General features: G+C 41.9%; 14 protein-coding genes and 6 pseudogenes. 11 read left to right on the top strand and 9 right to left on the bottom strand.

What is annotated here, in order from left to right; translation table 11 throughout:
• Positions 1-32: 32 nt before the first annotated feature.
• Positions 33-479 (top strand): NUDIX hydrolase, encoded by a 447-nt coding sequence (locus G9F48_RS17220; RefSeq protein ID WP_165409851.1) that lies wholly within the window; start codon positions 33-35, stop codon positions 477-479.
• Between the two features lie 57 nt (positions 480-536).
• Positions 537-2,258, top strand: coding sequence for a pyruvate oxidase (locus G9F48_RS17215; RefSeq protein WP_165409850.1), 1,722 nt, complete (start codon positions 537-539; stop codon positions 2,256-2,258).
• 125 nt (positions 2,259-2,383) lie between these two features.
• On the opposite strand, the gene G9F48_RS17210 is transcribed toward G9F48_RS17215, so the two are convergent.
• The gene (locus G9F48_RS17210) at positions 2,384-2,821 is read right to left on the bottom strand and encodes a GNAT family N-acetyltransferase (RefSeq protein WP_165409849.1); all 438 of its coding nucleotides are present in this window, start codon (positions 2,819-2,821) and stop codon (positions 2,384-2,386) included.
• A 133-nt stretch (positions 2,822-2,954) separates the two neighbouring features.
• On the opposite strand from G9F48_RS17210, the pseudogene G9F48_RS20125 reads away from it, so the two are divergent.
• The 6 genes and pseudogenes from G9F48_RS20125 to G9F48_RS19845 all read left to right on the top strand — a co-directional run.
• Positions 2,955-3,071, top strand: a pseudogene (locus tag G9F48_RS20125) (hypothetical protein); the annotation flags it as partial.
• Between the two features lie 277 nt (positions 3,072-3,348).
• Positions 3,349-3,773, top strand: a pseudogene (locus G9F48_RS19850) (peptidoglycan-binding protein); the annotation flags it as partial.
• A gap of 424 nt (positions 3,774-4,197) precedes the next feature.
• The gene (locus tag G9F48_RS17195; RefSeq protein WP_079898242.1) at positions 4,198-4,965 is read left to right on the top strand and encodes a YiiX/YebB-like N1pC/P60 family cysteine hydrolase; all 768 of its coding nucleotides are present in this window, start codon (positions 4,198-4,200) and stop codon (positions 4,963-4,965) included.
• Positions 4,966-5,027: 62 nt separating this feature from the next.
• Positions 5,028-6,161 (top strand): hypothetical protein, encoded by a 1,134-nt coding sequence (locus tag G9F48_RS17190; protein WP_165409887.1) that lies wholly within the window; start codon positions 5,028-5,030, stop codon positions 6,159-6,161.
• Positions 6,162-6,182: 21 nt separating this feature from the next.
• Positions 6,183-6,375: pseudogene (locus G9F48_RS20120) on the top strand (DUF2651 family protein); the annotation flags it as partial.
• Positions 6,361-6,546: a hypothetical protein gene (locus G9F48_RS19845; protein ID WP_238785824.1), complete on the top strand. Its 186-nt coding sequence runs from the start codon at positions 6,361-6,363 to the stop codon at positions 6,544-6,546. The pseudogene G9F48_RS20120 and the gene G9F48_RS19845, both read left to right, overlap by 15 nt.
• Positions 6,547-7,222: 676 nt before the next feature.
• Here G9F48_RS19845 and G9F48_RS17175 read toward each other — a convergent pair.
• From G9F48_RS17175 to G9F48_RS17155, 5 genes are all read right to left on the bottom strand, one after another.
• Positions 7,223-7,453: a hypothetical protein gene (locus G9F48_RS17175; protein ID WP_060563104.1), complete on the bottom strand. Its 231-nt coding sequence runs from the start codon at positions 7,451-7,453 to the stop codon at positions 7,223-7,225.
• A 382-nt stretch (positions 7,454-7,835) separates the two neighbouring features.
• Positions 7,836-8,393 carry a hypothetical protein gene (locus G9F48_RS17170; RefSeq protein ID WP_165409848.1) on the bottom strand — a complete coding sequence of 186 codons (558 nt, stop codon included), beginning with the start codon at positions 8,391-8,393 and terminating at the stop codon, positions 7,836-7,838.
• 95 nt (positions 8,394-8,488) lie between these two features.
• Entirely contained in the window at positions 8,489-9,196 is a 708-nt protein-coding gene (locus G9F48_RS19640) for a hypothetical protein (RefSeq protein WP_238785823.1), read from the bottom strand.
• Between the two features lie 78 nt (positions 9,197-9,274).
• Positions 9,275-9,541: a hypothetical protein gene (locus G9F48_RS17160; RefSeq protein WP_015416855.1), complete on the bottom strand. Its 267-nt coding sequence runs from the start codon at positions 9,539-9,541 to the stop codon at positions 9,275-9,277.
• Between the two features lie 106 nt (positions 9,542-9,647).
• Complete coding sequence (locus tag G9F48_RS17155) at positions 9,648-10,925, bottom strand: Nramp family divalent metal transporter (RefSeq protein ID WP_088005335.1); 1,278 nt, start codon at positions 10,923-10,925, stop codon at positions 9,648-9,650.
• 657 nt (positions 10,926-11,582) lie between these two features.
• Between G9F48_RS17155 and G9F48_RS17150 the strand changes: the two genes are divergently transcribed.
• Positions 11,583-11,936, top strand: coding sequence for a hypothetical protein (locus G9F48_RS17150; protein ID WP_007410203.1), 354 nt, complete (start codon positions 11,583-11,585; stop codon positions 11,934-11,936).
• A gap of 58 nt (positions 11,937-11,994) precedes the next feature.
• Here G9F48_RS17150 and G9F48_RS17145 read toward each other — a convergent pair.
• From G9F48_RS17145 to G9F48_RS17135, 3 genes and pseudogenes are all read right to left on the bottom strand, one after another.
• Positions 11,995-12,210, bottom strand: a pseudogene (locus tag G9F48_RS17145) (DUF2188 domain-containing protein); the annotation flags it as partial.
• 57 nt (positions 12,211-12,267) lie between these two features.
• Entirely contained in the window at positions 12,268-12,675 is a 408-nt protein-coding gene (locus G9F48_RS17140; RefSeq protein WP_070081391.1) for a DUF5360 family protein, read from the bottom strand.
• Positions 12,672-13,037, bottom strand: a pseudogene (locus tag G9F48_RS17135) (DMT family transporter). The gene G9F48_RS17140 and the pseudogene G9F48_RS17135 overlap by 4 nt, the downstream one beginning before the upstream one ends.
• 166 nt (positions 13,038-13,203) lie before the next feature.
• On the opposite strand from G9F48_RS17135, the gene G9F48_RS17130 reads away from it, so the two are divergent.
• Both G9F48_RS17130 and gsiB read left to right on the top strand, forming a co-directional pair.
• Positions 13,204-14,010: an EcsC family protein gene (locus G9F48_RS17130; protein ID WP_156735908.1), complete on the top strand. Its 807-nt coding sequence runs from the start codon at positions 13,204-13,206 to the stop codon at positions 14,008-14,010.
• A 100-nt stretch (positions 14,011-14,110) separates the two neighbouring features.
• A pseudogene (gene gsiB / locus G9F48_RS19840) lies at positions 14,111-14,350 on the top strand (glucose starvation-inducible protein GsiB); the annotation flags it as partial.

The raw sequence follows: 14,350 nt of genomic DNA, 5'->3' as shown, positions 1-14,350 counted from the left end.
ATGCCGCGGTCTTTTTTGTAAAGGAGGACGACATGACTCAAGGCGCGTTTGTCATCATACAAAATGAGGGGCGGAAGATATTGCTCGTAAAACGAAAAGACATTCCCTTATGGGATTTGCCCGGGGGCAGGATTGCAGAAGGTGAAACACCTGAAGCCGCAGCCGTCAGAGAGGCCTGTGAAGAAACCGGTTATAACGTGACCATCCTGCATAAAGCCGGTGAGTATGAAAGGCCGGCATTTGAAGATACACAGCACGTATTCATCGGAGCCATTACCGGAGGAACACCGCTGATGAACGGGCCGGAAACCGCCGCTTTACGCTGGTTTTCCCAAAGCCGGCTGCCGCTGTTCATGGTGCCGAACAGAAAACGGCAGATAAAAGACGGACTCAATGGGGCGGCAAGTCGTAAGGTTGTTCTTAAAGACCGAAATTTGTTATCCATCCTTGATCTGCTGAGAAAAAAGCTGAGAGTATAGCCCGTGTTTCAACCCGTATGAAAAAGGGGATGAATACAGGTAAAAGGAGGATGCAGTATGCCAAGTAAAACAGCAGGACACGTAATGACGGAGCTGCTTGAACAATGGGGAGTCGGTCATATATACGGCATTCCCGGAGACAGCATTAATGAATTTATCGAAGAACTGAGACATGAACGAAATAACCTGACATTCATCCAAACCCGGCACGAGGAAGTCGCCGCCCTGGCTGCCGCGGCTGAGGCAAAACTGACCGGACAGATCGGTGTCTGCCTTTCAATCGCAGGACCGGGGGCCGTTCATCTGCTGAACGGTTTATACGACGCCAAAGCGGACGGCGTTCCGGTGCTGGCGATTGCGGGACAGGTGGCTTCCGATGAAATCGGCCGTGACAGCTTTCAGGAAATCAAATTAGAGCAAATGTTTGAGGACGTGGCGGTATTCAACCAGCAAGTACATACGGCAGAAGCGCTGCCCGATCTTCTGAATCAGGCGATCCGCACGGCTTACAGCAAAAAAGGCGTTGCCGTTTTAACCGTTTCTGATGATTTATTCGCGCAAAAAATCAAACGGGAGCCGGTTTACACATCGCCGATATACCTCAAAGCCGATATAGAGCCGAAAAAAGAACATCTCGTGACATGCGCGCAATATATTAACAATGCAAAAAAACCGGTCATTCTCGCCGGCCAAGGGTTAAAATCGGCAAAAGAGGAGCTGCTCGCATTCGCCGATAAAGCGGCCGCTCCGATTGTGATTACTCTTCCGGCAAAAGGCGTCGTGCCTGACAGCCATCCCCACTTTCTCGGGAATCTCGGGCAAATCGGCACAAAGCCCGCCTACGAAGCCATGGAGGAATGCGATCTGCTGATCATGCTCGGCACATCGTTCCCATACAGGGATTATCTCCCGGATAATACGCCTGCCATTCAGCTTGATTCGGATCCGGCGAAAATCGGCAAGCGCTATCCCGTCAATGCGGGAATCGTCAGTGATGCGGCTCTGGGGCTGAAAGAGCTGACGGAATACATTGAATATAAAGAAGACAGAAGATTTTTAGACGCCTGCACCGAGCACATGAAGCATTGGTGGAAGGAAATCGAGAAGGATGAAACCGAAGCGACTCATCCGCTCAAGCCGCAGCAGGTCATTGCCCGGCTTCAGGATGCCGCCGCAGAGGACGCCGTCCTGTCAGTGGATGTCGGAACGGTCACGGTGTGGATGGCCCGCCATTTTAAAATGAAGAAGCAGGACTTTATCGTCTCAAGCTGGCTCGCCACAATGGGATGCGGGCTTCCGGGAGCGATTGCCGCAAGCCTTGCCGAACCTGAGCGGCAGTCCATCGCCATTTGCGGAGACGGCGGATTTTCAATGGTGATGCAGGATCTGCCGACGGCTGTTAAATATAAACTGCCGATTACGGTCGTCATATTAAACAACGAAAATTTAGGCATGATTGAATATGAACAGCGGGTCAAAGGCAACATTGACTACGTCACCCAGCTGCAAAATATGGATTACGCCACTTTTGCAGAAAGCTGCGGAGCAAAAGGCATCAAAGTGACGAAACACGAGGAATTGGCTCCCGCTTTTCATGAAGCGCTCAACTCAAATGAGCCGGTCGTCATCGACGCCGTCATCGGCGACGAGCCGCCGCTTCCGGGAAAAATCACTTACGGCCAAGCGAAGGGCTTCAGCAAATACATGCTGAAAAACTTCTTTGAAAACCAAAAAATCGAAATGCCGTCACTCAAGAAAAGCTTAAAACGGCTGTTTTAAGAAGCCGGCGCTTTAAAAAAATAAACAGGCAGCATGCCTGTTTATTTTTATTTATTTACCCAGATAAGCCATAGTAAAAGCCCGGCTTTTTATTTTAGTTTTTTCTTCAATAAGGTCATGTCGGGTTATATGGAATAGGTCAGCCAATCTCCCAGAGAACCGCCCATCTTTTTATAGAACTTTTGTGCACGGTAATTATCAGATGCAGTTATCCATGACATATGCGCATACCCGTTTTCTTTTGTAAAAGTTTCGCATCTTTTAAACAGTTCTTGGGCTGCTCCTGTGCCTCTTGCTTTTTCTGCCACGAATAAATCATTCATTATTGTTATTTTATCTGCTTTCGTCGTACTAAAACTAAAATATAATGTTGCAAAGCCAATAAGTTCCCCATCTTGTTCAGCAACGAATTGAATACCCCTGTTCTTCTCAAATAACATTTCAATCAAATGATGTATCTTTTCAATCGGTGGCTTAGGTTTTTTATAAAAATCCACGATATATAAATACATTAAATCGGTCAATTGTTTTACATCATAGTGTTCTGCGCTTCTGATTATCAAATGTTTCCCTCCTCACTCTTTTTTTAATTTTTGTTATACAAAACTTACACAGTTATTCTAAAAAATTCAATATTTTAAATTGGTTTTGAATCGGTTTGTTGCCTAAGAAAAAATAAGAAGGCGGAATCATGCTCATGAAGCGCTTAACTCAAATGAGCCGGTCGTCATCGATGCCGTCATCGGCGACGAGCCGCCGCTTCCGGGAAAAATCACTTACGGCCAAGCGAAGGGCTTCAGCCAGTATTCGCTGTCTGCCTTGATTTATTGAGAAGATTAGTTCTTATCAGTTTTACTGACCTCTTCCATGGTAAGGAAGAGGTCAGCCGTTCGAGCCCGCTTGGACACAGGAAGTCTATCATATTCAAATTTGCTGAAACGGTAACAGAGATCATAAAATCTGCAGCTAGCGAGCGATGGCTGATAAAAAAAGCTTTTGAAGGGCCAGGACAGTTCCTGCCAAACGTGGTTCGCACATTAGCGCCGTCAGCCCCCCTGATCAGCAAAAACAGGAAAAAGGACCGGTGGCGACGTCCACTGTCAAAAAAGGCGGAATATTATCGTCATTGCATAGGAGTCAGGCGTAAGCATGGCAACCCTGCAAAGCTTGAATGGCATCAAGGATCCGAACCTGATCAAAGTTGGCCAAGTATTAAAGCTGACTGGCTCGTCCAGCTCTCCATTCGGTAAAAAGACATCATCTTACACGCTGCCGCCAGACATTTTTAAAGTGACAAAGCCCCTTAACTAAGGGAACGTCCGTAAAGCAAATTCAATCGGCGTTAGCGGCTCTCTATTATTATCCGGACAAAGGGGCAAAGAACAACAGAATAGAGGCTATTACGGACCGAAGAAAGCAAATGCAGTCAAACGGTTCCAGTCCATGTATGGCCTGTCTGATAACGGCATTTACAGGCCAAAAACGAAAGAAAAAATGTTGCCTCTTCTGAAATAAATGAAACAACCCTTTAATAAGGCTGTACCACAATTCTATATATTTCATAAAAATAAAGAAGTATATAGAATTGCGGTTCGCATTAATGGTAGAATATGTTTGTTGAGAAAGATATTTTGAATGATTGTGAATTTATGTAAAATTTGAAGGTTAACCTTACGAAGAAATAGTGAAACAACACATTGCCTGGTAAACATTGTTTAAAGCCCAAATCCTATAGTTCAGTTGGCACTACATGTCCCGATTTTGTGTGACATTATACACTCAATAGAAATGATTAAAATATCCCAAATAATTCAAAAAATGTGTTTACAACCTTATTTACATCCTATATCTTAGAATAGAAGGAAAAATTATTCAATAGTAGGGGGATACTGATGTGAAAAAGATTAAATTTTTACTTACCACCATGTTCTCTACAACTATGTTGATTTCCGGTTTAGGATTGGGATTTGGGAAAAGTGCACATGCTGAAGGATTTCCGCAACTTACTAATGAAAAAGTCCAAACGGAAATACAGGAAATGAAAGATGCCGGCATGACAAGTGAGGAAGTACAGAAATTCTATGAAATGAGTAAAGAAGAGTATGCGTATGTACAAGAACATGCAGAAGACTTGTATAAGGATTCCCAAAAAGAAATCAAAGAATTGAAAGCCTCTGGTCAAATTGATGAAGTTCTTCCTAAATACAAGGAGCCTGAATATCAGCCCAAGAACCAAATTGCAGCAAAAGCGTTAGGTACAAAAGGTGATGTTCTTACAAGCTATGAAATTAATTCTGGAAGTTGGTCTATTGGTGTAGGACATGCTGCGATTGTTTCAACTAACAAATCAAAAACAGTTGAAGCATGGGCGAAAAGCTGGAGCCCTATAAACCAAGATGGAGTTCGCAGATATAATAATAACTGGGGAAGTAAAAAGAAAGTTTATGGTCTATGGGTTAAAGGATCGAATAACAATAAGTATATAAACGCTGCAAAATATGCGGAAAAGCAAGCAAATAATAAAAAGAAATATAATTTCAACTTTTTGAATAAAAAGACAACTGCTAAATTTTATTGTTCTCAATTAGCTTGGCGTTCTTGGAAAAACCAAGGTATTGATATTGACAATGTCAAATGGGACACCGTTGTAACACCAATGGAGCTTGTAAAATCCAATAACACAACAATCTTTTATCACAAGGGTTAAACAAATTGACAAAAACAATCGGTGATGCACCGGTTGTTTTGTCATTTCAAAGGGAGGAAAATATGAATAGACTTAAGACCCTGTTTATTTTCATTTGCATACTGATAGTCACAACCTCTTGCGGTCTCATCCCAACTGGGAATGAAAAAGAGGAAAGAAGCAGCAATAAAAAGACTGTATTAAAGGATATTGACAATGCAAAATTTATTGTTGGTTTTTCTAACACTTTAGATAGGGGAAGTGAGATTGGGGTTTACGGTGAAGATGGTACTAAAATGGATAGCTTGGAATTGAAAGATGGTATAAATTTCACGATGTCTTCATATAACAAAAACGATACGTTCTTCTCATCAAATAGAAGCAATAATCACTTGATGATAGACAATAAAACCGGAAAAATAAACAAAATAAATGAAAAGAGTTTGTCAAAAACAACTGAGGATGAAGGTGCTTTCTTTATAAATAGTTCTGACGGTTATATCATCCATGACATTAACGTTGGATATACAGACAAAGGGCTGGAAAGTGAACTGGTATATTGGAAGGGAAACAGCCGAAAAAACAAGAAACAAATAAAGCTTAACGGAGAACTTGGATCAGCAATAGTCGCTAAAAATAAAATTTATGTCATTTCAAGTGATGAAGAAAGTATGTCCATCCTTTCAATTAACCCAGAGACAAATAAGCAAGAGAACAAGGCATCCGTACCGAATAAAGGGATATACTTCATGGATGAAAAGGATGCATTCCAAGCTCTAGATGAAAATACATTTGTACTGGCAGTTAATGATAACGTGAATGAGAAAGAGAATTCTAAGCTCATATTAATAGACAGAGAGACTCTTAAGGTAAAAAAAGAAGTCGAGATGGAGAAAGGGTTTCATCCTGCAAAATTGAAAATATTAAAAGATAGCATCTTAGCTGTTTCTTTTGATGGGTTGATGCAGGTGTTTGATAAAAAAATGGTTAAGAAAAAATCTTTTGATTTTTATGCTGGGGATGATAACAAATTAATGAATGATGTTCAATTCAATGACAAAGAGATGTATGTTTTACTCAAAAACTTTGATATCCAGCGTGATAACAAGCTTGGAGATATCACGTCTTATGATTTGAAATCAGGCAAAAAGGTAAAAACAATCCCGCTAAAAGCAAAAAAAGAGTGGGAAATTGCACGTTTTGAAATTTTAAAATAAGTTGAAGGTGTTTATATTAGCATGCCATTGAGTCCTGTTTATATCATTCTCATCATTTTTCCGGCAGTTTCTTTTCTGTTGGGGATTTTAGGGTATCTCATCTTCAAAAAAGTATGGATTATGGCTGTTGTATTCATTGTCATTAACATTTATGTTTATTGTAATAGGTGCCGAGCCGACATTTTTCAGGTGGAAGGCTATGATGACGGGGAGCTATTTATCTCCGGTTTATCGGGAAGCATTAAGTATCGCCCGTGGGTTGGATGAGGAAAAAGGGAAAAGAATTATCGGAGTGATCTTTCATAACTTAGGCTTAGTTTATTTAAGAGGGGAAAGTTTGAGTGCCGCTGAAGAGAATTTTAAAAAGGCAATAGACGCTACTTAGAAGAGAAGCGCCTTTGGTCTGATTTCGCAGAGCTGACTGAAAAATTAGGTGACTTTCATTTTGAAAAGAGAAACTATGCAGAGGGAAGAACCTTTTTAAAGAAAACTATACATGCCCAAACACAAATCCTTAAGGTTACGGATGCTATATAATAAAGAAGGTTATAATCAGCTCCGCTTTAATCGGTATTCTTTTTACTGGATTATTAAGTGTAACAAATGTTTTTATTGCTGAAATGAGTGATTCTGGAACTTTCCGCATCGCTGAAAAAGCTATAAATATTTAAAGTGTTCTCCAATTTTTGACCTCCACCTTTTAAGACTGGGGGATTTCTTTTTCTTATCCAGTAATCAACATCCGCTGCCGCATAAGGTTCTTGACCGCTGCGTGTATTGCGTTCACCTTTCCGTTTTGCTGTGAAGTGTTTTCTTGAACTATGCATGCATGAGAAAGACGCCGTCCATTTTTAAGCCTTTCTTCAATCATTCAAGGAAAAACAAAGGAGCTATCGAGAAGATCTCGACAGCTTGATAAACAGGCAGCATGCCTGTTTATTTTTTTGTTTGTTGAGCGACTTGGCTTGCATATAACCGTCCTAAACGGAAACGGAGATTGTGAAAAACCGCAGCTGGCGAGCGATGGCTGATCAAAAAACTCGTGATGGATCAGCGCGGTTTCATCTTAAGAACAGCCAGAGAGCGGTCACAACAGCGATCATAAAGTAATCTCCATCATTCAGTGTAGTTCCATTTTTGACAAACATACGTGCCGTCCGGTTTGTCTTTGTCCCTTCCGGGGTTTTAAGCGCAATGTTCTTCCCTATATTGTAATAAACAACTTTAAACAAATAATATGCCAGCGAGCAGAATAAAAAGAGCAACATGAACTTGCCAATAAACAATATCATGTTTCATTACTCCCTTTTGCCGTTTTTTCGTTTGAATATATGACGGAGAAGTCAGGATGTTATATAAAAGGAGAAGTATTTTACAGAGGCCGGTGTTAAACATTAATGAACGGTTCCCGCAACATCCCCAAATCCGGAGCAATTTCAAAATGAAAGAGAAGCCCTAGGATTATAAAAAAACAGACCCTAATTTGTCCGCTTTTTTTTGAAAATTTGATCCAAGATGAACATAAAGAGAGTGAATAAAAAGGACACCGTAATCATATCTATCAGAGATAGATTAGAGGTTTCTTTTATTAGTAGCAGCCATACCACCTGCAAAACTAAAGAAATAGAAAAATAGGATATATATTTAATGCTCTTCATACCCATTGCCCCCTTATTAGCCTAATTTCTCTTTTGAAATCTTATCCAAATTAGTAAAAAGGATATCCAATCCCGAAAATAAGAAAGTGATGAACAATGAAAGAAGCACTTCTCCGCCTTGAAATATAGATATGTTCTCAATGATATGATTGGAAACGTATTGAACTGAGAAGTAAACAGCAGCCCATGCAAAAATGAATTCAAGGATATAGGCTGACCAAGCAGGCAATGTCAAAACATGAGTCATTCCTTTAACAATTGCCGTAAGGATAAGCATATAAACTAAAGCTAAGATACTGACGACGACAGAAAATATGTATAAGTCTGAAAGAGAATCATATATGATGTAATCTCCGAAAAAATGATGTATTGTTACAGCTGCAAAACAAATAATCAGGCTGGGTACAGTTATAGCGAAGAACAGGGAGAATCCAATAAGCCCTATGAATGCTGTATGAGCTAAGCGGTTTGGCGGTGTATCCACGATCTCTTTTTTTAATAGAATCATAAAAATAAGAGATGAAATCACAAGGCAGCATAAGAAAGTGAGCAAAACAGTAAAAAAGACAGTCATGTGAAATCTCCAATGAAAAAGTGCTATTAGAGTGAATCTAACAGCACTTTGCATTACTTCATACGTATTTTCCTGCTGATCATTTATGAATGAGTTTAAAATGCTTTCATTGCTAAAGTTGTCAAATGAGCGAGGTTTTTAGCCTGGCTGTCAGAAAGTCCGGACTTTTTAAGTGAGAGATAAAGATTCTTTTCCACATCAGTCCAGCTTAAGGCGACATACTCGTTCAGCATTTTCTTTAAAACCGGTTCTATATGTTCATTGAAAACGGATTCGAGTTCATTTCTTATTTTCTTTCCTGCTAATTTTTCAACAAGATTGAATAATTTTGTTTTATTTTTCAGCACCTCTCTGATTGCATCTTTGACTGGTTTTGACACAGATGCATCGCTTTGTGCTTTAAGTCCGTAGGAAAATTGCGTATCAGTCTGATAAAAAAATGATTTTGTCGTTCCAGTGGCATTGGCAGTATTATTATGATTTTCTTTAGCTAAGGATGCGGGGACAAAAGCAGTAGTTACAAGGGCTAAAGATGCGGCAAACAGAATGCCTTTAGCTGCGTGTCTAATGGGAAATCCTCCTTTAGAAATGTAGTGTAGAGAGAAATGAAAGACTATGTATTTAGGCGGGACCTGTATGATCCGCTTTGAACATTTTTCCCTCTCAGATACCATTCTATCAATAGGTATTTTTTGGGTAAATAGGATTTTAATACGATATTTTTCTCGCAATTCAAAATCTTCTTTAGCAGGATTTATTTTAGCTGCAGTTTTGTGAAATAGAACATGGGCTGGAGCCTGCATGTACAGGCTGTTTGAGGCGGAATCACATTATCGGAGCGGTTAGGCTTAGGTAAAAAAATAAACAGGCGGCATGCCTGTTTATTTTCGTTTGCGTGAGAGAGCGAAGAAAAACGGGAAGGCGGAACCGGCCAATAACGTACCGAATAAAAACATGCCTCCGATGAACACATGATAGTTCACACCGCCGATCCAAAGCCCCGTGATTAAGGAAACGATACTTAATGCGATCATCACAAAGCCGGGAATCAGACGTTTCTTACCCGTTGTCCGATAAGCAAAAAGAGAACAGAAGATGCCGATGACAATCGGCACAATCCACAGATAAAAAAGGATAAATACTGACATAAGCAAAACTCCGATTTTTCTTCTATCATACCAAAAACGCCCGGAAAAAGATACGAACGGCACCCGGCGTCAAAAGAAAAACCGGCCGCTGATGGCCGGTTTTTTTCTAACGGAATGAATCGTAGATCACAAACAGATTAAGCGCGATCACCAAAACCGCAATCAGCCAGGCGAGAGCCGTCACCCATTTTCGGTTCGTCAGGGCGCCCATCAGGCGTTTGTTGCTTGTAAACATAATCAGCGGCACGAGCGCAAAGGAGATGCCGAATGAAAGAACGACCTGGCTCCATACGAGCGCTTCTGTGGCGTTGACCCCCGAGATAATGATGATCATCGGCGGAATGATGGTAATGAAACGCCGCAAATAAAGCGGGATACGGTAACGGATGAAGCCCTGCATGATAATATCGCCTGACAATGTGCCGACAGAAGAGCTTGAAAGCCCTGCGGCCAGCAGCCCGATCCCGAAGAGAATGGCTGAAGCCGGTCCGATATAGTGGCCGAATTGCTGATAAGCCACGTCTAAATCTTCTACATACAGCCCGTTCTTGAAGAAAAGCGCGGCAGCGACGATGAGCATGCTTGCGTTAATCGCCCCGGCGATCACCATCGCGATGAGAATGTCAATCGTCTCAAATCTAAAAATCTTTTTCCGCTCACTATCCGTTTTTCCGACGACACGGCGCTGTGTCAGTGCGGAATGTAAGTAAATGGCATGCGGCATCACGGTTGCGCCGAGTATACCGGTTGCCAAGAGCACACTGTCCATTCCGTCAATTTTCGGGATAAACAGCCCTTCGAGAACGGAGGCGGCGTCAGGTTTGGCAAAGAAGGTTTGCAGAGCGAAGGCGATCACCACGACAAACAGAAGTCCGGCGATGCCCGCTTCCAGCGCCCGGTAACCCCGGCGCTGCAGCTCTAAAATCGCGAATGATCCGATCGCCGCGATAATGGCCGCTTCAACCATCGGTATGCCGAACAGCAGGTTGAGCCCGAGCGCCGCCCCGATAAATTCTGCCAGATCAGTTGCCATAATCACCAGTTCACCCTGTATCCACAGCCCGGCGGATACCCATTTCGGATACCGGTCTCTGGCGATTTCCGGAAGGTTTTTACCCGTGGCAATGCCGAGCTTCGCGGAAAGAACTTGGATTAAAAAAGCCATCAAGTTTGAAAAGAGGATGACCCAAAGCAGCATATACCCAAATTTCGAACCAGCTGAGATATTCGTAGCGAAGTTTCCCGGATCAATGTAGGCAATCGCCGCGATAAAGGCTGGGCCTAAGAAAGGCAGAAGCCGCTTGAATCCCTTGCTTTTGCCGTCAAGTGCATCCTGCACGGCTTTTGCTTGCAGTGATTGTGCTGAGATGTCTTTGCTCATTATGTCTCACCTAAATTCTGATAGATTTTTAGCTAAATAACAAAAAGTTTCCTAGATGCAAATTATTTTATCTACATCATAAATCCGCTATTATGAGATGTCAAGTTCTTTATGTTCAATAAACTGGTACATTGATGCCCTGTTTTATCTATGGTATGTATCCCGCCGAAGAAAGGTCCGAAAATGAAAACGGCATCGTTCCGGGAAAGAAGCGATGCCGTTCGCAAAGCGTGTTTCCGCGTCCGATCATGCGCGGATGCGTTGAGCGTTCTTTTAAAAAGATGAAAAGAGGACACTTGCTCATATCACTTCACAACTTTCTGTCCGGTGCAACTGATCCTGAGAAAAAGACGCAGTATTTCCTCCGTTTTCCCGGGTAAATAGAATAATAATGTTTCTTTCCATTGGAAGATAAAACCTTTCTGTACCATTCAAATGACCTCCGGAAAAACTCCGGCCGCTCTGAATAAACGTTTGAATCAACGATATATCAGTGATTCCAGTCCAATAAACGGCTGTTATCTATCAAAAAAAGAATCAGCATGGTCACTAGTGAAGAAAAGAAGTTGGAGCATTAGACTTATTTCAGTTTCCCGGGCAAAAAAGTATAATAACGTCAGGAAAGCTTTCCAGCCATATGATAAAAGAGGGGGAATTTTCTTGGTACGTCGTTTGTCGATCATTTCTTTAGCCATGATTTTTGCTGTTTCTTTATTCGCTTTTGGCGGCTCTGCATCAGCAGCAGCTTTCAAACCTAAAGCTGAACCGGACGTTTCCATTTTAGCCAGCGGGGGTACAGTCGGCATTTACGGTGCTAATATGCGCTCATGCTCTAAGGTCAGCTGTTCAACGATCACAACATTCTCAAGCGGTAAAAAAATTACAGGTTCTTGGGTCACCGGAGAATATGTTCAAGGCCACTACACTAATTCCAATAAATGGCTGAAAGTCACGTATGCAGGAGCGACAGGCTACGTTTCAGTCACCACACTATCTTATTATTACGGTTTATAAGCAGAAAAACCTCGTTCTCTTGAGAGCGGGGTTTTTCCTTTATTCCGATTCAATTTCCGCGTTTCGTTTCATCATCGTGTTTCATCAGCTGATCGATTTCTTCTTTAGAAGCGTTTTTTTTCCACTCTTTCGCCTGACTTGTCGCAATGGGAATGGCCCGTCCTTCTTCATAACCCTCATCCACCATCGCATTCGCGATTTCGATCGCTTTTTTCTTCACAGGTTCCTCGAGATTCTTCAATGATTGCGGATAATCCTTCATAGACCAAGGCATGTCTATCACTCCTTTATGAAAAGTGTTTCCCGCCTGAAGAAAAAGAAAACCGCCTCATCAAAAAGAATGACAGCTATTTTTACGAGAGACCAGCAATTTCCGAATAAAATATAAAGGATAAAGAAGCAAGTACAGATTGAATGCCCACCACATAAGATCAAAATCACCGATAAATACCCAAAAGGCAATCGCTTGCAGGCCTGAACAAAAGGTCAGCACAAGTGATATTAATGCGAAAGGGCGCCATAATGCATGTTTCCGTTTATAAAGAAACAAGCTGTACAGCCCGGTTATCGAAATGAAAATATCTAAGGGAAAGAATGACCAGTTCCAGGCCATTATCATGGCGTTATCATAATCTTTAAACACCATGTTTTTTGGAATCCACTCAAAAAAAGTAACAATCCAATAAACGATAAATCCAATATCTGTAATGAAGAAGAGAACCTTTAACCCTTTCATCATCTGTTTCTGTCCGCATGAACGCTGATGCCGTTTGATGACGTTTCACTTTCAGAAATAAAGTTTAAGGAAACGACACCGATGATGATCAGAAGAACAGAGACAGCTTTTATAACAGAGAACTGTTCATGAAAGAAAAAAATTCCGATCACGGAAATCAGCACGATCCCCATTCCCGACCAAACCGCATACGCGATGGAGACACTTATATATTTCAAAGTCAAAGTAAGAAAACAAAGGCTGCCGATATAAAACAATATCAATAAAATACTTGGGACAAGTTTTGTAAATCCATTTGATCATTTCATGCTGACCGTACCCAATACTTCAAAAATGATCGCTAAACTTAAATAAATCCATTGCATACAGCATTCTCCTTCAATCGTATTATTCAAAATTATACAATATATAGAATTTGAAGAAAATTAAACAATGGAATGTTTTCCGGATAAAAAGTCCGGCCGGGTGTAAAAAGAAAACGCCATAAAGGTATACTATGTAGAAAGAAATCAGAAAGGACGTGCAGGACGGGTGACAGAAGAGCGGACAGACCTGGAAAAACAACTGAGAGACATTCAAAAATGGGAAAAGGCGCAGCAGAGGGCGATGTTCTGGCAAACATTCACCCGCTTGCCGTTTCAGCTTTTGGACAAGCTGACACCGCAATTTATTCAGAGGAAAATCGGACTCATACTCGATGAAACGGGAACGTTTATTCAGTCAGGCGGACAGTACCTTACATCAGAAAAGCGCATCATGAAAAAGTTTCAAAAACGGCTGCCGCACGGTACATGTCAAACGCTTCACGACATCCGCAATGCGCCGCTTGCCGTCATGGACGAAATCGCAGAAGCCATAGCGCGTACAAGCGTAAAGGCCGCGACGGTGCAGGGAGCCGCAACGGGAGTCGGCGGCGTGTTTACGCTTGCGGCAGACATTCCGGCGATGCTCGGCCTGTCCTTAAAGACGCTGCAAGACATCGCGGTTGCTTACGGCTTTGATCCGAAAGACAAAAAAGAACGCGTGTTTATCGTCAAATTGCTTCAGCTTGCATCCAGTGACGTCATCGGAAAAAAAGCGATCCTGCAAGATTTACGGCAATATGATCAAAACGACCAAACCTATCAGCGCGTCGCCTCGCAAATCCAAGGCTGGCGGGAAGTCGTTTACAGCTATCGCGATACGTTCGCCGCGAAAAAACTGCTGCAAATGGTTCCGGCCGCAGGCATCATCTTCGGCGCGTCCGCCAACCGTTCAGCTTTAGAAAGCATCGCGGAAACAGGCATCATGCTTTATAAAAAACGCCGGATTCTAAAACGCATGAACGATACAGAATGATAAAAAACCACCCGAAAACACATTCAATGTGTTTTCTTTGTTTAGCAGTTCTGAAATCGGGAAACCAACAACCAACACCAATTAAAGGAGGAATTCAAAAATGGCACAAGATAATAACAAAATGAGCAGAGAAGAAGCAGGTAAAAAAGGCGGAGAAGCTACAAGCAATAACCATGACAAAGAATTCTATCAGGAAATTGGTCAAAAAGGCGGAGAAGCCACAAGCAAAAATCACGACAAAGAATTCTATCAGGAAATCGGTGAAAAAGGCGGAGAAGCCACAAGCAAAAATCACGACAAAGAATTCTATCAGGAAATCGGTGAAAAAGGCGGAGAAGCC

It is taken from the genome of Bacillus sp. EKM420B, assembly GCF_011065565.1.
Taxonomy (GTDB): Bacteria; Bacillota; Bacilli; order Bacillales; family Bacillaceae; genus Bacillus; species Bacillus velezensis.
This window is presented reverse-complemented; position numbering and strand designations above follow the sequence as displayed.